Consider the following 20232-nt stretch of genomic DNA (forward strand, 5'->3'; position numbering starts at 1 on the left):
AGGAATTACGAATGGGATTCAATTCGTAATTCCTAATTCGTAATTGATTTTTATCTTTTAGTCAGAATAGCCATCGTCAACCGGCTCACACAGATCAATTTATGCTGGTCATCCGTGATCCGGATATCCCACACGTGACTGGTAGCGCCGATATGCAATGGTTTGGCGCAGGCATGTACATATCCGCTTTTTACCGCCCGCAGGTGGTTGGCACTGATTTCCATTCCTACACACATTTGTTTTTCCGGGTCGATGATCAGCGCGGAGGCCATACTGCCCACTGTTTCTGCCAGGGCAACAGAAGCGCCGCCATGCAACAGTCCGTATGGCTGTTTCGTCCGGTGATCTACCGGCATCATCAGTCTCAGGTAATCGGGACCAATTTCTGTAAACTCCATCCCCAAATAAGCTCCCATGGTGTTTTCACTCAGTTCATTGAGCCTGTCCAGAGACACATTCAGGGAATGCCAGATCGTTTTCATAGTAAGAGCTTTAACAGTTATCGCTTATGTTGTTGAATCCCTTCCAGCACTACTTTATGCAGAAATGGCTGAACATCGCCGCCATGCCGGTAGATATCCCTTACCAGCGTAGATGCCACACTGGAATATTGGGGCGTGGTGGTCAGAAAAATGGTTTCTATACCAGGGGCAATGGTGCGGTTAACGTCCGCAATCGCCTTTTCATATTCAAAATCACTTACATACCGGATACCCCGCAGGATAAAGTTAGCCCCAATTTCTTTACAGAAATTGATGGTCAGCCCCTCATAGGCAGCCACTTCTACCCTGGAGTCATCTTTATAGATTTCCCGTATCCAGGCCATCCGTTCTTCCAGGGTAAACATCGGCGTTTTGGCACTATTAATACCGATCCCCACCACCAGGCGGTCAAACAGATCGAGTCCCCGGTCAATTATATCGGTATGGCCCAGGGTAATGGGATCGAAAGTACCCGGAAATAAACAAATCCTCATGGAAAGTTGATGTATTGATTCAATAATGGCTTAGCGTTTCAGCTCTTCCCGGTTGATAAAAATCGAGAAGGTGGTTCCGCCATAGCTTCTTTCGGAGCGATAATAACTATAATCCCGGAAATCATTCTGCCGGGTATGTTCTATGACCAGCCAGCCTTCGGGGTTGAGCAGTTGTTGCTCAAAAATGATCCCTGGCAGCTTATACATGGCCTCCATGGCATAAGGCGGGTCTGCAAAAATAAAATCGAATTTTTCGGTACACTGTTGCAGGTACTTAAAAACATCCATCCGTATTACTTTCAGCGTAGGGATGTCCAGTAACTGTGCTGTTTTTGTGATAAATTCCGCCATCGCCGGATCTTTTTCCACGATGGTCATGTCGGTGGCCCCCCTGGAAGCCAGCTCATAGCTGATACTACCGGTACCGCCGAAAATGTCGAGTGTTTTTAAGGAAGGAATATCCAGATTGTTCTCAATGATATTAAACAGTCCACCTTTGGCAATGTCTGTAGTAGGCCTGGTATGAGGCATCTTTGCCGGTGGTTGTATCTTTCTGCCCCCACTTTCTCCTCCGATTATACGCATAATGCTAACGCATACAAGTTATGAAAATAATAGCCCGGGATTTCCTGCATAGGTCTGATATAACTGAATCCCGGTAATCTTTGTACCCATTCCAGGTTGGAAATGAACTTATACATTTCCTGGTACACCACGCTATCCATAGCCACTACGCCGCCCAGCTTCACTTTTACCTCGCTTTCGCTGAGGCCGAGCTGGCGAAGGGTGTTCACCAGCTGATACACCACATCCAGCCCCGCCTGGTATTCACCATCCTGCTGGATCAGGAGTTTACCGCCCGCATAGATGGTCAGTGTAAACGTGTTCCGCTGTACATGCACATAAGCCACTCCCTGCTCTGCCCTGTAGTCCAGGTCCAGCGGATAGGCCTGTAACAAGGCTGAATGGGCGTGCACCACCAGGTCCGTAGAGAACTCCTTCCGCAGAAATCCCAGCAGGTCCTTGTCAACACTGAATATATTCACCATCGGCAGTCCCGGTAGCAGATCAGCCAGGATGGCTTCCTGCATTTTTTCGGGCTGCGACAGGTGGAGGTAGTCTTTTTTGAGTGATGGCATATAATACACCTGTGGCACCAGTACGCCGCCGCCGGTATCGAAGGCCAGCAGTACGGATTTGAAGGCGGTGAACAACAGTTTATCTGTGTCAAACACCTCCTCTATCATTTCCAGATCGGCCAAGGCCATTTTCTGTGGCTGGAAATGGTAGGATTTCAGCGCCAGGAATTTTTTCGCTGCGGGATCAAACACCACATAACTGAAAGCGCCCCCACTTACCAGCACCAGCAGGTGACAAGCAGTAAGATCGGTTTCCAGTAAAGTTTCATCATCTACTGTAAATGCAGGATGGATGTTGTAAGCCACGGGCATATTTTACCTTTCAAATGAATTACAATAATAATCTTTTTAGTGAATTGGTGAGGCTATATCTTTGTTTTTTAATGAATATCAGATTCATCCCACGATGCAACTCGAAGTCAACAACCGGCAGATCATCAAGATAGCCGCACCTATATGCCTGGCACTGATTATCCCTCAGTTTAACCACATGACCAACACCGCTTTCCTGGGTCGGCTGGGAGAGCTGGAGCTGGCAGCCAACGGGATTGCAGGTATTTACTACCTGGTAATGTACATGATCGCCTATGGCCTCAACAACGGCCTGCAGGTACTGATAGCCCGGCGTGCAGGCCAGCAGCAGTATGACAATATCGGACGACTGTTTGCCAACGGGCTGGAAGTAGGTACCCTCTTTGCCCTGATGGCCATCCTGGTCACGCTGGCGGTAGCTCCTTACTTTTTTTCCAAAACCCTGCATAACCACGAAATTCTGGCAGCGGCCACTTCGTTCATCCGTATCCGTATCTGGGGCCTGCCTTTCTTAATGCTGCTCAGCATGGCCAACGCCTTTTATATCGGCAGTGGTAACTCCCGGATACTGGCTATTACCTCTCTTTGCCAGGAAACGATTAACATTTTCTTTGACTATACCCTTATCTTCGGTAAACTGGGATTACCTGCCCTGGGTCTGAACGGCGCCGCTATTGCATCTATTATCGCGGAAGTGACCGGCTGTTCCGTGGCGTTCAGCATTATCTTCCTGAGGCGATACCATATTAAATACAGCCTGTTCACCTACCTGAAGCCCAACTGGGACATGATCCGGAATATCCTGAATGTGTCCGCCCCGCTGATTGTTCAGTTTCTTTTCAGTATTGGCAGCTGGTTTGTCTTCTTCATTTTTATTGAACACCTGGGAGAAAGACCATTGGCTATTTCCAATATGCTGCGCAGTATTTTCGGCTTTTTCGGCATTTTCACCTGGGCGCTGGCGGCCACCTGTAATACGATGGTGAGCAATATCATCGGGCAAGGCAAAGAACACCTGGTATTCCGGATTATCAAGACCATTGCGATGATCAGCCTGGGTTGCGCGACGGTGGTCTGTATACTGGTGAACCTGTTCCCATACACCCTGCTGCATATTTATACCAACGATGCGTCACTTATCACCGCAGCCCTTCCGTCTATCCGGGTAATTACCCTTAGCACACTGCTGATGGCGATAGCGGCGGTCGTGCTCAGTGGCGTGACCGGCACCGGCAATACCCGTATGAACCTGCTTACCGAATGTACAGCGGTAGTGGGTTATCTGGTGTACTGCGATATCGTGATTGAAAGAATGCGTAGTCCGCTGCACCTGGCCTGGGGCGCAGATTTTATTTACTGGATACTGATATTCGGCATGAGTGCCTGGTATCTGAAAAGCGGTAAGTGGAAAGGTAAAGAGATTTGATTACTGCAGATCGTCCAGCATTTTTTTGCAATCTGCTTTGATGCTGGCATCATCTTCATAAATACTGCGAAGAGACAGTGCTTTTTTCAGTACTTCAATGGCTTTGTCCTGCTGGTCGTCTGCTTTATAGGCGCGGGCCAGTTCGTAATAGTTGAGCAGGAAAGAAGGGTCCAGCTGCCGGCATTTTTCGTAGTTGGCGATCGCATTTTTCAGAGAACCATCCGGCAATCCGCCGAAAAGCATTTTGGCTGCGCCCCTTTCAAATACATTCAGGTTAGCCACTTCATAGTTCCATTTACCGAGTACGTGATAAGCCTGTGCCAGGTTGGGATTGAATTTGATGGCCAGTTCGGCATATTTTTTCACATCTTTGGAGGCCGCTACCTTTTCCCTGGCGCCGGAGATGAGGGCCATACGTCCCATGGCGACTGACATGGCGAGGTTCGCATCCGCATTATTGGGATCTATTTTCAGCGCTTGCAGGGCGTATGTTTTAGCCTGATTAAAATAGTTTGTTTTAGCGCTTTTATCTTTCTGCCGATTACCGATGCGGGAGCACATCTGGCTCGCCTGGTTCAGCGCCCTGATTTCATTGGGTTGTATCTTCAGTATTTCCTTGTCTTTATCCAGTGCGGCTTCTTCCTTCATTTGTAGTTCCAGCTGCTTTGCCTGTTCCACCATTTCATCCACTGACTGGGCTTTTGCGAACAAAACAGAACAAAGCAGGAATGAAATTGTAAGCATCCGTTTCATCATAGGACTGGTTTTTAGCAGGGTAAGAAATACATGATTTACTTATTGCTATAAATCTACGGAAAATTACAAATAATTAGCGCGGGCAGACGGGGATTTTAGTATTCCTTTTCCAGCGATACCAGGGAGTTGCGGATGCTCGCGCCCATGGGCGGGTTGAGTTTCCGGAGCGTAACAATGCTGTGCCGGATCGCGGGATACCGTTGTTTGAGTGTATCGGACAGGGCATATACCACTTCTTCCAGCAACGGTTTCGGTTGAGCCATCACCGTTTTAGCGATTTCATAGATCCCCTGGTAGTTGACCGTATCTTCCAGGTCATCTACGGCCACGGAGCCGGGTATACGAACAGATATATCGAGGAGGAAGTCGTTGCCGATCACGGCTTCTTCCGGGTAAAGGCCATGATAGGCGCGGAAGGCCGCTTGTTCGAGGGCAATGGTCAACATTTGGGAATTTTGGAATTTAGTTATGTAGATATTTGATTATGTTATATTGCTTAACGCTCCTGAATCACGAATTACGAATGAGGGTATCATTCGTAATTCGTAATGGTTGTTTTTGATTCTGTTTGTAGATAACTACTGATAACGAAAACATTTTCAATTCGTCATTCGTCATTGATTATTGGTGTTCTTTGGCGGACAGGTATCTTTCTGCATCGAGAGCGGCCATACAGCCACTGCCGGCGGCAGTTACAGCCTGACGGTAGATTTTATCCTGTACGTCGCCGCAGGCGAATACGCCTTCGAGGTTGGTACGGCTGCTACCGGGAACGGTTACGATATAGTCTTGTTCATCCAGTTCCAGGTATTCTTTGAAGATAGCGGAGTTAGGCTGGTGGCCGATCGCTACGAAGAAAGCGCTGACAGGGATGTCTTTTTTCTCGCCGGTCTGGTTGTTGCGTACGCGGATAGCTTCTACTTTTTTATCGCCCAGTACTTCATCTGTTTCGGTGTTCCAGTACACGATGATGTTGGACGTTTTGAGTACGCGGTCCTGCATTACTTTAGAGGCGCGCATTTCATGTTTACGCACAAGCATATGTACTGTGCTGCACATTTTGGAGAGGTACAGTGCTTCTTCGGCGGCGGTATCACCGGCGCCTACGATGGCCACCTCTTTACCACGGAAGAAGAAACCGTCGCACACAGCGCAGGCAGAAACGCCGCTACCATTGAGTCTTTGTTCAGAGGGTAGTCCCAGCCATTTGGCGGAGGCGCCGGTAGCGATGATGATCGCGTCGGCAGTGATTTGTTTGTCCTCGTCGATGGTTACTTTATACGGTTGTTGGCTGAAGTCTACGGAAGAAGCCATACCGTAGCGGATATCAGCGCCCATACGGGTAGCCTGTTTTTCAAAGTCCACCATCATTTCCGGGCCCTGGATACCTTCCGGATAACCGGGATAGTTTTCCACTTCGGTGGTGATGGTCAGCTGTCCACCGGGTTGAATACCCTGATACAGTACTGGTTTAAGGTTGGCTCTTGAGGCATAAATAGCAGCGGTATAGCCGGCGGGGCCGGATCCGATGATCAATAAATGCACATGTTCTTGTTGCTTGTTTTCCATACTTTGTTTACTCTATAATTATTTCCTGATAATAATTCTTTTATAGGCTACTGCGTATCCGCCCCAGTAACCGAGCGCGCCGGGCACATTTCCTATGATTTTAGTAGGAGATGCGAACGGGTTGCCGTTACTGTTGTAGGCAAAATCGAGGGCCCGCCAGAAGCTGAAGGTCGCCTTATCGACGTTACAGAATTTGACCGTTACCGTATCGCCTCCGTTAAAGTAGCCGTAAGTCTCCGGGTCCACGCGTTTGATTTTATCAATACCCGCGTCCAGGGGAATTTCAAATGTTGTGCCGTTCACTACCTGGTCATCGAAGGTTGAATTAGCTCCTGCCAGAAATGGTTCCCTGTTACGCCGGGTAAAATACCGGGCGTAGTTACCGGGAGTGGCTGCATCCGTGATCCGGGCCCACAGGCGGGCTTTGAGGGTATCATCCTTTATCTTAACCCGTTGTGACCAGATGCTATCCAAATGGAAAGCATGCAGTGGTATAGTTGTCACCGATTCGTATGACTTATTGTCAGCAGTGATCTTTAAGGTATACCGGCTGCCGGTTTTCCCTTTAAAAACGGCGGAGGGCCTGGTGGTATCGGGTATATAGGCGAAAACGGCGCCTATTCCTGGTATTTGCACGATAGCTTCCTTCAGCGTCATACTGCGGGAGCTATCGGAAACGATCACCTGGGCGTTATGTACAAAGGAGTTCACCAGTGCGGCAGGATCTACTTTGGTGAAGTAGCTGAGACTGCGGGTGAGTACTACCTGCGGGTATTGGTTGGATTCGAATCGTCCTTCCACCACCAGCGATGCTTCTCCCTGTTGCGGATCGACGCTGATATCCTTCTCGCAGGCGGAGAGGACTACAGCGACAGTCACAATGATCATCAGGAAGTTGCGCATGTTTGCAAAAATAAGGGGTGTTCTCAATATAAAAACACCGGCCATGTATTTACAAGGCCGGTGTTTTTATAGATTAAGAGGATTTATATAATGATTTGGAGATTTTTGATTTCCGTATTGAAATCGAAAATCGGAAAATCGGAATATTATCCCAGGTAGGATTTCAGGGCGCCGCTATAACGGGCTTTCTGGAGCCTTTTGATAGCGCGTTCCTTAATTTGCCTGATTCTTTCTTTGGTCAAATCGTACTTCTGTCCGATTTGTTCGATTGTTGCGCCGTTTTCACCATCCAGACCGAAATAGGCATTCACAATTTCCGCTTCGCGGGGGCTCAGGGATTTTAATACCCGGCGTATTTCCTCGCGGAGGGAATCTCTCATCACGTCATCGTCGGTAATATCTCCACCTTCCAGCAGGTCTCCCATAGCTACGTCTTCAGCTTCATGTACTGGTGCGTCCAGTGACATATGGCGGGTGTTGCTCTGGAAAATGTTGTTAATTTCCGATTCAGACATTTCCAGGATTTCTGCGAGTTCCTCGGTAGAAGGTTCACGCTCGTTTTCCTGTTCAAATGCCATGTAAGCTTTGTTCGCTTTATTATAGGTGCCAATTTTGTTTTGTGGCAGACGAACAAGACGACCTTGTTCGGCCAATGCCTGCAGGATGGATTGGCGAATCCACCATACTGCATAAGAGATGAATTTGAAACCTTTCGTTTCATCGAAACGTTGCGCTGCTTTGATCAGGCCTAAATTACCTTCATTGATAAGGTCGCTGAGGCTAAGCCCCTGGTGCTGATACTGCTTGGCAACAGAAACCACGAAACGTAAGTTTCCTGTAGTCAATCTTTCAAGAGCCTTCTGATCGCCCATTTTTATGCGCTGCGCCAAAACGGTCTCCTCCTCAGGTGTTAACAAAGGGATCTTCGAGATTTCCTGCAGGTACTTTTCTACCGCCTGCGAATCACGATTGGTGATCTGGGTGGCAATTTTAAGTTGCCTCATATGAAAAATTGTATTGGTTTATAAATAAGAATAACAGCGGAAGAAATATTTTGTTTGAATTTTTTATTTAATTAACTTACAAAATTTCCAGCACTTTTATTCGTTTGTTTTTATTTAGCCTGCAAAGATCGTGCTAACCCACCACTCTACCAAATCCTTCTTTCTGACGTCTTCGCTATAACAAAGTACAGTTTAATAACGATATTTTATAGTGCTTTAGTCCTTGTTACCACACGCTTTATGCAAATTTTAACAATTGATAAATAATCATTATTAAATTAGCATCTTAACTAATTTATAGTCAAAGTCATTGCAAATTTTTCAATCATATGATAGACTTTCGCAGCGATACTTTTACACGCCCCACCCCTGGCATGTTACAGGCCATGTTACAGGCCGAAACCGGGGACGACGTTTTTGGTGAAGACCCCAGCATTAATAAACTGGAAGCCATGATGGCAGACTACTTTGGCAAAGAGGCAGCCCTTTACTGCCCTTCCGGCACCATGAGTAATCAGATCGGCATCAAAGTACATACGTTGCCGGGGGACGAAGTGGTTTGCAGCAACCTGGCCCATGTGTATATTTATGAAGGCGGCGGCATCGCTACCAACTCCTATGCCCAGGTACAAGCTATCGAAGGCGACCGCGGTATGATCACCGCAGCCCGGATAGTAGCTGCCATTAACCCCGACGATGTACATAAACCCCGCACCAGCCTGGTATGCCTGGAAAATACCTCCAACCGTGGCGGCGGCTGCTGTTACGACTGGGAAGAAGTACTCCGTATCCAAGAGGTTTGCCGCCAACATAAACTGGCGCTGCACCTGGACGGCGCCCGCCTTTTCAACGCCATCGTGGCTACCGGACAAGATCCAAAAGACTATGGCCAGGTATTCGACAGCATTTCCGTATGCCTCAACAAAGGTATGGGCTGCCCTATGGGTTCTGTACTCCTCGGCAGCGCCGCCTTTATCAAAGAAGCCCGCCGCATCCGTAAAAGACTGGGCGGCGGCTTACGCCAGGCCGGCTATATGGCGGCTACCGGCATCTATGCCATGGAAAACAATATCCAGCGCCTGGAAGAAGACCATCAACACGCCAAACAAATTGCACAGGCCCTGCTGGAAAAAACGTTCATCGGTCATATGCTGCCGGTGGAAACCAATATCCTCATCTTTGAAGTGACCGGCGGCGAATGGACACCTAAAAAACTGACCGATCATTTCCGCAAGGAAGGTATCCTCGTCATGGCCATCTCCCCTACCCAGGTGAGAATGGTGGTACACCTGGACATTACGCCTGACATGGTGGCAAAAACCTGTCAGGTGATTGCTGAAACAATGTAAGGTCCTCCTATATAAAGACGTTTATCTCTCCCAAAAGGTGCATCCCCGGATGCACTTTTTTTTCGTACAAAAACCGTTGGTGCAACCATACCGCAGCCTATACCGGGAAACAGTCATTACAGGGCCATTAATATTCTGTCCGCATTATTTCCTTCTCTGGTCAATCTCCGTTATTTTTGCAGACTTATATTATGAATAGCATGGAACTCTCGAAAAATTACCTGCCTGCAACGGTTGATGAAAAATGGTACCAACACTGGATGGACAAAGGTTATTTCCGCTCTACGCCGGATAGCCGCCAGCCCTTTACTGTAGTGATCCCCCCGCCGAACGTCACCGGGGTCTTGCATCTTGGCCATACGCTCAACGAAACCGTCCAGGACATACTGGTGCGCCGCGCCCGTATGAGCGGCTTCAATGCCTGCTGGGTACCCGGTTCCGACCACGCCTCCATTGCTACCGAAGCCAAAGTGGTAGACATGCTGAAACGGGAAAAAGGCATCGAAAAATCTCAACTCACCCGTGAAGAATTTCTGAAACACGCCTTTGAATGGAAAGATAAATATGGTGGTATCATCTACCAGCAGATCAAAAAACTCGGCTGCTCCTGCGACTGGGACAGGGTTACCTTTACCATGGACGACCACTATTATAAAGCGGTGATCAAAGTGTTCGTGGAACTGTATAATAAAGGCCTGATCTATCGCGGCGCCCGTATGATCAACTGGGACCCCAAAGCCAAAACAGCTTTGAGCGATGAGGAAGTGGAATACAAAGACGTCAGCGGTTACCTGTATCATGTGAAATACGCGATCACAGATGCAGCCGGCAAACCTACCGGCGAATTCATCACCATCGCGACCCAACGCCCGGAAACTATCATGGGCGATACCGCCATCTGTGTGAACCCGGAAGACGAAAGATATGCGCACCTGAAAGGACATTTTGCCATCGTTCCGCTGGTAAACCGCCCTGTGCCCATCATCTTCGATACCTACGTAGACAAGGAATTCGGTACCGGCGCCCTGAAAGTGACGCCAGCACACGATATCAATGACTATAACCTGGGCCTGAAACACAACCTGGAAATCATCGACACCCTGAATGAAGACGGTACGCTGAGCGCCGCCGCCGTAGTATTCGTGGGTGAAGACCGGTTCGTGGCCCGTAAGAAAACAGTAGCCGCCCTCGAAGAAGCCGGCCAGCTGGTAAAACAGGAAGCTTATACTACCCGCCTGGGCTACAGTCAACGTAACCCTACCACGGTAGTAGAGCCCCGTATTTCCACCCAGTGGTTCGTGAAAATGGCTGATATCGCCAAACCCGCGCTGGACGCAGTGGTAGACGGTGATGTGAAAATACATCCCGGCGACCGTTTCCTGGCTACCTACAAATACTGGATGGAAAACGTGAAGGACTGGTGTATCTCCCGCCAACTGTGGTGGGGACAGCAGATTCCTGCCTGGTACGCTCCTGACGGCACTTTCGAAGTAGCCGCCACTGCTGCAGAAGCCGTAGCCCAGTTTGCCCAAAAAGGCATCACCGTGGCCGCCGCTGATCTGAAACAGGACGAAGACTGCCTGGATACCTGGTTCTCTTCCTGGCTCTGGCCCATGGAAGTATTTAATGGAATTTCCAGCCCGGACAACGCAGACTATAAATACTACTACCCCGGTTCCGTACTGGTAACCGGTCAGGATATCATCTTCTTCTGGGTGGCCCGTATGATCATGGCCGGTCTGGAATTCAACGGACAAAAACCTTTCAGCGACGTATACTTCACCGGCATGGTGAGAGACAAGGAAGGCCGTAAGATGAGTAAACAACTGGGTAACTCACCCGACCTGCTGGAGCTCATTCACAGCTATGGCGCTGACGCCGTACGTTTTGGCGTAATGATCAGCTCTCCTGCCGGTAACGACCTGCTGTTCGATACTTCCAGCTGTGACCAGGGCCGCAACTTCAACAATAAGATGTGGAACGCCCTGAAACTGGTGAAAATGTGGGAATCCCGTCAGGCCGCCGATAATACCGATGCTGCCAGCCTCTTCCCCATCCGCTGGTTCCAGAGCCGCCTGAACCAGGTACAGGCCGAAGTAGCTGCGCTGCACCGCGATTTCCGCCTCAGCGAAGGCCTGAAAGCTATCTATAGCCTCATCTGGGACGATTTCTGCAGCTGGTACCTCGAATGGGTGAAACCCGGTTTTGAACAACCTATCTCCGCTGCCGTATATGCACAAACCGTTTCTTTCTTCGAACAACTGATGCAGCTGCTGCACCCGTATATGCCATTCATCACCGAAGAGATATACCAACAGCTGAAAACAAGGGAAGAAGCCGATGCGCTGATGATGAAACAATTCACCACCCCTGCCGCACCGGTACAAGCTACCCTGCTGGAAGGCGTACTGGCACAGGAAGTGATCACCGGTATCCGCGACGCCCGCGTGAAAAACCAGATCAAACCGAAAGAACAGATTGTACTGCATATCGAAACCAAACACGGGAATGCCTTCCAACAGATTGAAGACACCATTGCCAAACAGGTAAATGCCAAATCCGTACATTATGTACAGGAAGCCGTTCCCGGTTGTATTACCCTCGTAGTTCAGAAAGATAAATTCTACCTGGGTACAGAAACCGTACTGGACACTACTGCACAAAAAGAATCCCTGCTTAAAGACCTGGAATACCAACAGGGCTTCCTCGCCAGGATAGAAAAGCAGCTGTCCAACGAACGTTTCGTACAGAATGCCAAACCGGAAATTGTTGAGGCAGAAAGACGCAAAAAAGCGGATGCCGAAGCAAAAATCCAGGTGATAACGGAAAGTTTGAAATCTTTATAATTTTTGCAATCGCCCGGTCGTTAGTATACCGGGCGATTTTTTTTATCCTATCACTATCATGCTGAAACACCTGTCCGCATTCATTTTCCTGTTGTTAATGGTCAACATGGCTACCTGGGCGCAAGCCGGGAAAAAGCCTGCACCTGCCACCAAAGCGACGCCGGTTACCAATAAACGGCCTGCAAAATTGCGCAGCAGCTGGGGACTTTTCCTCAGTGACACCCTTCCTAAAAGCCAGGTGGCAAAACTGCTGGATTCCGCACTGGTAGTCCGCGACGAAAAAAATCACCTCTATACGGTGATCTCTTTTGCTTTCACCTACGAACAACACCAACCTTACCTCAACGATACTACCGGCATGCCCGCTGTTTATAAGGATTACACCGGTGATAACTTTAAGACCAACCGTCTCCCTGCACTCTGGAACGCCCGCTTAAAACAGGACCTGCAAACAGGGGATGTATTATATTTTGACGATATTCTCATCGAGTATGCACCGGATAAGTTATATAGGGCGCCTTCCTTGCGGATTGAGGTGAAATGATTTATGGATTTTTTGATTTATGGATTTTTTGATTTCGTTTGATGACATAAGCGATTCAGGCTATCGAATCACAAAATGGGAAAGACCTAAGCGATCAATTGCTTAGGTCTTTCCCATTTTACTTGCTTATATGAAACGTGAAAATCAGAAAATCGCTTAATAGTTAAACAACTGCTGTAATGGCAGAATAAAGTCCACCCGGTTCTGCGCATTGTCTATCGGATCTTTATCAAACAGGTGGCTGAACCGTACCCCACAGGTAAATGGCAGTGTATTACCGATGCGGGTATCCAGGAAAAGCTCCGCTCCGGCGGAAGTATAGCGGTTGTCCCGTTTGTTGACAAAATCCCGGGCCATACTGTAATCATAGAACAGATTACCGCGTACGCGGCTGAAATAGAGGATCTGTGCAAACCCCCAGTCCGGATAGGCTAACGGCAGGTGATAGTTGGCTCCTACCTTGTACACCCGGTCGTAGAAAGGGGTGTTATACCCTCTTGCATATACGAAGTTATCGGTGAACGTATAGTTAAAGTCGCGGTCGCGCTGCTGGTAAGCCCCCTGTAGCACGATATTATGATTCCGGGAGAAACCTGGCAGGTATTGATCGATACGGCCATAGAACTGTTCCGCAAACGGATTGCCCATAGAGTGGTTGTAATACAAGGCTATATACTGACCAAAGTGGCTGTAGATGTTTTGTTTGGCTTTGATACGCATGTTACTGAATACCAGCCGGTTGCTCAGGTATTGCAGGTCGTTGCTCCTGAATTTGAAATTCCCTTGCGGGTAGCGGTGCAGGAGATTGTAATCACTACCGATCACCAGGCTGCGGCTGAATAAGCCGGAGGAAAGGTTCAGCGGCACAGACAGGCCGCCGTGCCAGGTCAACTCATTCCAGTAGATACGCCCCAGGTTGGAGGTCAGGGTATTACGGTTGAAGATATAATCCACCCCGGTATTCAGGTAAGGGAACCAACCGCCAAAGGTAAAACTGGCGCTGACATCGGAGTATCCTTCGTTCCGGTTATAGGTATATCCGATAGATGTGTTGGTGGTATTGAGAATGTTTTCTCCCAGCAGGGAGATGCTGTAGTTGGGATCATTAAAAGAAGGTACCCAGCTATGGAAATTAAACGGACGGGTAAAGAGCGCGTACCGCTTTACCGGGAGTGAATCGTGTGGCACGGCGTCGAGGATATTGGTTCCTTCTTTTGCAGCCGGCTGCAACCATTTGCTGTGCTGTGACTGTGCTACCGCCGTTTCCTTCCAGGCCGTTTTCAGCGGAGCGCGGTAGAGGCGGTACCCGGTAGTGGTAAACTCACTGAATACGAGGCTATCCTGCTGCGGCGCAGCGGCCATGTGCAAAGCACTGTTGCCCCGGTCGGTGACTTCGTAGGTTTTGTGATCAGACAACGTCAGTGCATATACGTTATTTACATCGCGGGTAGAAGCGGTGAAATAAACAGTATCGCCTTGTACGGCTGGTACGCCCAGTACTACAAAACTAAAAGGGGTGAGTTGGTTGGTTTCTCCCGTTTCCAGCGACTGCTGCACGAGTGCCATCTCTCCCTGTTGGTTACGGACCGCGCTGATAACAGCTTTATCATCTCCCAAAAAACGGGGGAAGGTATAATACCAGTTATGTGGGTTAGGCAACACTTTATCAACCGCACCGGTATTAACATTGATGAGCTGAAGGCTATACTGCATATCCGGTGTAATAGCGGCCGCTATCACCCGTTGGCCGTCGGCGCTGATATCCGGAGAGAAAAATTTGCCCCGGGCAGATACCGTTTTCGTACGGCCGTTGCTGTTATCATGCACCCTGATAACGGAATAGTTTTTCCAACCCCAGCGGGTATCGAAGCGGGCGGCAGCCCATACGATGCGTTGATTGCGGTAACTGAAGAAATCATTATAAACGATGCCCGGCCTAACGAGGAGCTGTTCCCTGCCATCGCTGTGGAGGCGATAGATACCTGGCACTTTATTGTAGGCGTCTTTAAGCACGATCCATTCGCCCGGACCGGCAGCGTATACATATTTATAGTTGGTAACGGTGCGGCCGGAAGCAGTCAGCGGTACAGCCGGCGTAGTATCCGGACGGGCAGCATAGCTGTTCCACTGTGGCTGGTATTCTTCCAGCATAGCCTGGTAGAAGGCGGTGATATTTTTGCCTGTCCGTTTTTTCAGGCTATGGGAGAAGGGGTAAAAAAGGCCCCGGTAGCGCACCGCGTCGCTGGTAACCTCTTTCCAGAAATCGTTACCATAATGGTTGCGGCCGTAGGTGGAAAGCAGGTATCCCAGCGGGTAGTGGTCGGGAATGAAATCGCGGTAGGAACCGTTGCGGATTTTCATATAGTCGTACCGTTTACCCTCCAGCGACAGTGCCCTGAAACCATCGAAGAAGGCGGGCAGGCGGCCCCTCCCCTGCGGACTGAAAGCCGTTTCATTGATAACGGCATCGCCTTCCCAGAACCAGTTAGGCACTGCGATATTGGTAGCGGCAGCCTGGCCCAGTTGTCCGCCGAGTATGGAGAACACTTTGGACAGTCCCTGGCGGAAGTTCATATTTTGCAGTACGTGGCGGTATTCGTGGAGAGCCAGTTGTTCTGTCCAGTTCAGGGAACCGAGGTCCTGCGAAGACGGAGACGGCGCCAGGTAGAACTCGGAGCGGAAGGGCCCGAGCTGTACATAGCCGTTGGACTGCATGGTTTGGTTTTGCAGTACGATATCGACTTTCCGTTCCAGCGGACCGATAGAGGAACGGGTATTTTTATTCAGCCAGGTAACGATATTGGCTACACGCTCACCTTGCGCGCTCATTCCTTTCGGGAAAATAACGCGCACCGTATCAGTGTTGATTTGTTGCCATTTCAGAGAAGGAGGGTTGCCCCCGAATTGCTGGGCGGCGGCGGAAGTTGACAATAATAACAGGAGCCAGAAGTAGTGACGCATAAAAAATACGGATTACGATTGCGGTACTGAGCGCAGGACGAAAATATGTTTCTTTCTTAATATAAACATATTTAAATCCTGTGCGCTGTACCGCTGTTTCCGTACTTTATATTAGCATTCGCTAAGACTGATCGGGATGTTGACAGCAAGGCCACCATCGGAGGTTTCCTTGTATTTGGAGTTCATATCCAGGGCAGTGTCCCACATGGTTTTCACCACTGCGTCGAGGGATACTTTGGCCAGTTCGGGATTACTTTGGAGGGCCAGCTGGGAAGCCGTGATAGCTTTGATGGCGCCCATTGTATTTCTTTCTATGCAGGGGATTTGCACCAGTCCGCCGATAGGATCGCAGGTAAGGCCGAGGTGGTGTTCCATGGCTATTTCAGCCGCCATCAGCACCTGGCGTTGAGAGCCGCCGAGGCATTCCGTGAGTGCCGCAGCAGCCATGGCCGAGGAAACACCTATTTCCGCCTGGCATCCGCCCATGGCAGCGGAGATGGTGGAACGTTTTTTAAAGATGCTGCCTATTTCGGAGGCCGTCAGCAGGAACTGCATGATTTTATCGTCGTGCAGTCCATCGCAGAAAGCGATGTAGTATTGCAGTACCGCCGGGATAACGCCCGCGGCGCCGTTGGTGGGAGCCGTTACCACGCGGCCGAAAGAAGCATTTTCTTCATTCACCGCCAGGGCGAAACAGCTCACCCAGTCGAGCGTATAGCTGAAATGTTCGCCACCGGCGCGGATCGCGTCTATCCAGGAACTATAATCAGTATAGGTGCGGCCTTTCAGCAGTTTTTTATTGAGAGCGGCTGCACGGCGGGCTACTTTCAGTCCACCGGGCAGTTCACCGGTAGTATGGCATCCGCGGTAGGTACATTCCTGCATTACGCGCCAGATATTGAGTACGCCGGCGCGGGTTTCTGTTTCCGGTCTCCAGGCCAGTTCATTTTCCATGACCAGTTCGGAGATGCTGAAACCTGTTTTAATACACCACTGTAGCAGTTGACGGGCCGTATCGATAGGGAAAGGCAGGTCTACCGCGGTGGTGCCGCCGCCCATTTCGCCTTCCTGTACCACGAAGCCGCCACCGATAGAATAATAGGTCGCTGCACGTTTATCGCCGTCGGCGAAAGTTACGAGGAATACGAGGGCATTGGGGTGGAAAGGCAGGGATTCTTCAAAGAGGAATTCGATATCTTCCACCGGATCAAAATCGATTTCATATTTACCGGCCAGCATCATTTTACGGGTGCGGCGCAGGTCATCTATTTTACTATTGATTTTATTGACGTCGAAAGTAACGGGGTCATCGCCACAGAGTCCCAGCAGTACGGCGATGTCAGTACCGTGGCCATGGCCGGTTTTAGCGAGGGAGCCGTAGAGCAATACCTGCAAGCCGGTTACGGCTGACAGTTTGCCGGCCACTTCCAGTTCATGGAGAAAGCGCTGGGCGGCTCTCCAGGGGCCTAAAGTATGGGAGCTGGACGGACCTATGCCAATCTTAAAAATGTCAAAAACGGAAATACATTCGTGTGCCACTACATTATTGATTTACCTGTAAAAATAGGCCATTTAAGCATTCCGCTATTCAAGGATTTTGTTATTTTTTGGCAGAACGGGGTGGAAATGATAAGGGCTGACTTTCGTCAGCCCCGGAATATTATTTTTTAACAAGATCTTTCAGTGTCACGTCGAACAGCAGTACAGTATTCGGCGGGATAGAGCCTGAGCCTCCCGGGCCGTAGGCATAGTAAGATGGCAGGAACAGTTTGATGCGGCCGCCTTTCCCGATCAGGGGAATACCGATTTGCCATCCGCCGATCACGCGATTGAGATCGAATTTGATGCTATCGTTGCTATCGAAGGTTTTTCCATCGAGGAAGGTACCCAGGTATTTTACAGTTACGTTGCTGGTAACCGTTGGTTTATTGGCCACATCGCCGCTGTCAATGATCTGGTAAAAGATGCTGCGGGGATCGTGAGAAGCCGTGATATTGTTCGTTTTCAGATAGTTGACAATGATGGCGCTATCTTTATCGAATTGTGCAATAGCATCGTAAGCCGGCGTGTTGTCTTTTTTGGAGCAGGCAGCCAGCAGTGCCAGCGCTATTCCTCCCAGTAGAAAAACTTTCTTCATTCCGTTGATATTGGATTATATAATTATACAAAAAGTTATTTGATATCCACCAATTTTACATCAGAGATGAGGATGGCGTTGGGTGGAATGATATTCGGTACGCCAATGGACCCGAAGGCGAGGTATGGCGGGATGTACAGGCGGATTTTACCACCTTTGGAAATTTTTGACAGTCCGATTTGCCATCCGGGGATATGATTTTTCAGTTCCCGGTTATTAAAGTTGGTAACATCGAAGGAGGCGTCTACGATGGTACCATCTATGAGTTGATTGATATAGTCAACCGTGACAACGGAGGCAGCTTTGGCAAAATGGGTACTATCACCGGGGGTTAGTATCCGGTAGTACAGGCCTGAGGGGTCGCGTACAGCGATTTCGTTATGGGCAAAGAGATATTTTTGGATACGGGTATCTACTACCGCCATAGAGTCCATAGCCTGCATGTCGTCTGCTTTTTTGGAGCAGGAGAGCAATAACAATACAGGCAAACAGGCCAGGGCTATTTTCAGCAATAACTTCATTCAGTGTTAATTAAAATTTACCGGGGTATCAGTATAACGCCGTACCAGCGGGAAAGTTACAAGATAAAAAAAACTCCCGCAGAAATGTCTGCAGGAGTTTCTTTTTATTGTAAGGAGACTGATTAGTAGTCCATGCCCATACCGTGGCCGCCACCTGGCATAGCAGGAGCTGCGGATTTAGGTTCTGGTTTGTCAGCGATCACGCATTCGGTAGTCAGCAGCATACCAGCGATGGAAGCAGCGTTTTCGAGTGCGATACGGCTAACTTTAGTTGGGTCGATAACACCGGCAGCCAGCATTTTTTCATATACTTCAGTGCGGGCGTTGAAACCGAAGTCACCTTTACCTTCTTTCACTTTCTGTACTACGATGGAACCTTCGATACCAGCGTTAGCAGTGATTTGGCGCAGCGGTTCTTCAACAGCGCGTCTGATGATCGCGATACCGGTTTGTTCGTCGTTGTTATCGCCTTTCAGTTTTTCCAGGGCTTCGATAGCGCGGATGTAAGCCACACCACCACCAGGAACGATACCTTCTTCAACAGCAGCGCGGGTAGCGTGCAGGGCGTCGTCTACGCGGTCTTTTTTCTCTTTCATTTCCACTTCGGTAGCAGCACCTACGTACAGTACAGCAACACCGCCGCTCAGTTTAGCCAGGCGTTCCTGCAGTTTTTCGCGGTCGTAATCGGAAGTAGTTACTTCGATTTGTGCTTTGATTTGACCGATGCGGGCCTGGATGTCTTTTTTCTGACCTTTACCACCTACAACAGTAGTATTGTCTTTATCGATGGTTACGGACTCAGCCTTACCCAGGTAGGTGAGGTCGGCATTTTCCAGTTTGTAGCCTTGTTCTTCGCTGATAACGATACCACCGGTGAGGGTAGCGATGTCCTGCAGCATGTCTTTTCTTCTGTCGCCGAAGCCAGGAGCTTTTACAGCAGCCACTTTCAGGGTACCGCGCAGTTTGTTTACCACGAGGGTAGCCAGTGCTTCACCTTCCAGATCTTCGGAGATGATTACCAGCGGAGCGCCTTGCTGTGCTACTTTTTCCAGGATGTGCAGGATATCCTTCATAGTGCTGATCTTTTTATCGTAGATCAGGATGTAGGGATTCTGCAGTTCAGCCTGCATTTTTTCGCTGTTGGTGATGAAGTAAGGAGACAGGTAACCGCGGTCGAACTGCATACCTTCTACTACTTCCACAGTAGTGTCGGTACCTTTTGCTTCTTCCACAGTGATAACGCCGTCTTTGGTCACTTTTTTCATTGCTTCAGCGATGAGTTTACCGATTTCGGAGTCGTTATTAGCGGAGATAGAAGCAACCTGTTCGATTTTTTTGTTGTCGTTACCAACTTTTTCGGATTGTTTCTTCAGGTTTTCAACGATTGCTTTAACAGCTTTGTCGATACCGCGTTTCAGGTCCATTGGGTTAGCACCGGCAGCCACGTTTTTCAGGCCTTCGCCGATAATAGCCTGAGCCAGTACGGTTGCAGTGGTAGTACCGTCGCCGGCCAGGTCAGCGGTTTTGGAAGCAACTTCCTTCACCATCTGAGCGCCCATGTTTTCGATAGCGTCTTCCAGTTCAATTTCCTTCGCAACGGTAACACCGTCCTTTGTTACGCCGGGAGCGCCGAATTTCTTTTCGATAACTACGTTACGTCCTTTAGGACCGAGGGTTACTTTTACTGCATCAGCCAGGGTATCAACACCCTTTTTCATTCTGTTGCGTGCGTCTATATTGAAGAATAATTGTTTTGCCATATACTCTAACGATATTTAAAAGATTAGTT

Annotated in this window: 18 protein-coding genes; 4 read left to right on the top strand and 14 right to left on the bottom strand. The window is 49.1% G+C overall.

Translation table 11 applies throughout. The annotated features are described in order from the left end of the window. Positions 1–50 precede the first annotated feature (50 nt). Genes ICL07_RS16065 through ICL07_RS16080 form a run of 4 tightly spaced genes read right to left on the bottom strand, consistent with a single transcriptional unit; the run spans position 51 to position 2421 of the window. The gene (locus tag ICL07_RS16065) at positions 51–482 is read right to left on the bottom strand and encodes a hotdog fold thioesterase (RefSeq protein ID WP_188089045.1); all 432 of its coding nucleotides are present in this window, start codon (positions 480–482) and stop codon (positions 51–53) included. 17 nt (positions 483–499) lie between these two features. Continuing rightward, positions 500–976: a pantetheine-phosphate adenylyltransferase gene (gene coaD, locus ICL07_RS16070; protein ID WP_188089046.1), complete on the bottom strand. Its 477-nt coding sequence runs from the start codon at positions 974–976 to the stop codon at positions 500–502. A gap of 30 nt (positions 977–1006) precedes the next feature. Further along, entirely contained in the window at positions 1007–1507 is a 501-nt protein-coding gene (locus ICL07_RS16075) for an RsmD family RNA methyltransferase (protein ID WP_246485078.1), read from the bottom strand. Positions 1508–1551: 44 nt separating this feature from the next. Further along, the gene (locus tag ICL07_RS16080) at positions 1552–2421 is read right to left on the bottom strand and encodes a DUF3822 family protein (protein ID WP_188089048.1); all 870 of its coding nucleotides are present in this window, start codon (positions 2419–2421) and stop codon (positions 1552–1554) included. Positions 2422–2521: 100 nt separating this feature from the next. Here ICL07_RS16080 and ICL07_RS16085 point away from each other — a divergent pair, with 100 nt between their 5' ends. Then, the gene (locus tag ICL07_RS16085) at positions 2522–3853 is read left to right on the top strand and encodes an MATE family efflux transporter (protein ID WP_188089049.1); all 1332 of its coding nucleotides are present in this window, start codon (positions 2522–2524) and stop codon (positions 3851–3853) included. Here ICL07_RS16085 and ICL07_RS16090 read toward each other — a convergent pair whose 3' ends face one another. The 5 genes from ICL07_RS16090 to ICL07_RS16110 all read right to left on the bottom strand — a co-directional run bounded on the left by ICL07_RS16090 (position 3854) and on the right by ICL07_RS16110 (position 8085). After that, on the bottom strand, positions 3854–4609 hold the full coding sequence (locus ICL07_RS16090; RefSeq protein WP_188089050.1) for a tetratricopeptide repeat protein: 756 nt from the start codon (positions 4607–4609) through the stop codon (positions 3854–3856). A gap of 95 nt (positions 4610–4704) precedes the next feature. Beyond that, on the bottom strand, positions 4705–5055 hold the full coding sequence (locus tag ICL07_RS16095) for a dihydroneopterin aldolase (RefSeq protein ID WP_188089051.1): 351 nt from the start codon (positions 5053–5055) through the stop codon (positions 4705–4707). A gap of 175 nt (positions 5056–5230) precedes the next feature. After that, complete coding sequence (gene trxB, locus ICL07_RS16100; RefSeq protein WP_188089052.1) at positions 5231–6178, bottom strand: thioredoxin-disulfide reductase; 948 nt, start codon at positions 6176–6178, stop codon at positions 5231–5233. A gap of 18 nt (positions 6179–6196) precedes the next feature. Beyond that, positions 6197–7081 carry a DUF4249 domain-containing protein gene (locus tag ICL07_RS16105; RefSeq protein ID WP_188089053.1) on the bottom strand — a complete coding sequence of 295 codons (885 nt, stop codon included), beginning with the start codon at positions 7079–7081 and terminating at the stop codon, positions 6197–6199. Between the two features lie 146 nt (positions 7082–7227). Next, on the bottom strand, positions 7228–8085 hold the full coding sequence (locus ICL07_RS16110) for a sigma-70 family RNA polymerase sigma factor (protein ID WP_012793808.1): 858 nt from the start codon (positions 8083–8085) through the stop codon (positions 7228–7230). 329 nt (positions 8086–8414) lie between these two features. On the opposite strand from ICL07_RS16110, the gene ICL07_RS16115 reads away from it, so the two are divergent. The 3 genes from ICL07_RS16115 (at position 8415) to ICL07_RS16125 (ending at position 12824) form a co-directional block, all read left to right on the top strand. Next, positions 8415–9434 carry a threonine aldolase family protein gene (locus ICL07_RS16115; RefSeq protein ID WP_188089054.1) on the top strand — a complete coding sequence of 340 codons (1020 nt, stop codon included), beginning with the start codon at positions 8415–8417 and terminating at the stop codon, positions 9432–9434. Between the two features lie 200 nt (positions 9435–9634). After that, entirely contained in the window at positions 9635–12280 is a 2646-nt protein-coding gene (locus ICL07_RS16120; RefSeq protein ID WP_188089055.1) for a valine--tRNA ligase, read from the top strand. Between the two features lie 58 nt (positions 12281–12338). Continuing rightward, positions 12339–12824: a hypothetical protein gene (locus ICL07_RS16125; RefSeq protein ID WP_188089056.1), complete on the top strand. Its 486-nt coding sequence runs from the start codon at positions 12339–12341 to the stop codon at positions 12822–12824. Positions 12825–12980: 156 nt separating this feature from the next. Here ICL07_RS16125 and ICL07_RS16130 read toward each other — a convergent pair whose 3' ends face one another. The 5 genes from ICL07_RS16130 to groL all read right to left on the bottom strand — a co-directional run bounded on the left by ICL07_RS16130 (position 12981) and on the right by groL (position 20203). Beyond that, positions 12981–15785 carry a TolB-like translocation protein gene (locus ICL07_RS16130; protein WP_188089057.1) on the bottom strand — a complete coding sequence of 935 codons (2805 nt, stop codon included), beginning with the start codon at positions 15783–15785 and terminating at the stop codon, positions 12981–12983. A gap of 111 nt (positions 15786–15896) precedes the next feature. Beyond that, positions 15897–17324 (bottom strand): L-serine ammonia-lyase, encoded by a 1428-nt coding sequence (locus tag ICL07_RS16135; RefSeq protein ID WP_188089058.1) that lies wholly within the window; start codon positions 17322–17324, stop codon positions 15897–15899. A 121-nt stretch (positions 17325–17445) separates the two neighbouring features. Then, positions 17446–17922 carry an FKBP-type peptidyl-prolyl cis-trans isomerase gene (locus tag ICL07_RS16140; RefSeq protein ID WP_188089059.1) on the bottom strand — a complete coding sequence of 159 codons (477 nt, stop codon included), beginning with the start codon at positions 17920–17922 and terminating at the stop codon, positions 17446–17448. Between the two features lie 35 nt (positions 17923–17957). Next, positions 17958–18443, bottom strand: a complete 486-nt coding sequence (locus ICL07_RS16145; protein ID WP_188089060.1) for an FKBP-type peptidyl-prolyl cis-trans isomerase — start codon at positions 18441–18443, stop codon at positions 17958–17960. Between the two features lie 122 nt (positions 18444–18565). Next, a complete protein-coding gene (groL, locus tag ICL07_RS16150; protein ID WP_188089061.1) occupies positions 18566–20203 on the bottom strand; it encodes a chaperonin GroEL in 1638 nt (545 codons plus the stop codon). Positions 20204–20232 lie beyond the last annotated feature (29 nt).

This window comes from Chitinophaga qingshengii (assembly GCF_014529935.1).
In the GTDB taxonomy this organism is placed as follows: Bacteria; Bacteroidota; Bacteroidia; order Chitinophagales; family Chitinophagaceae; genus Chitinophaga; species Chitinophaga qingshengii.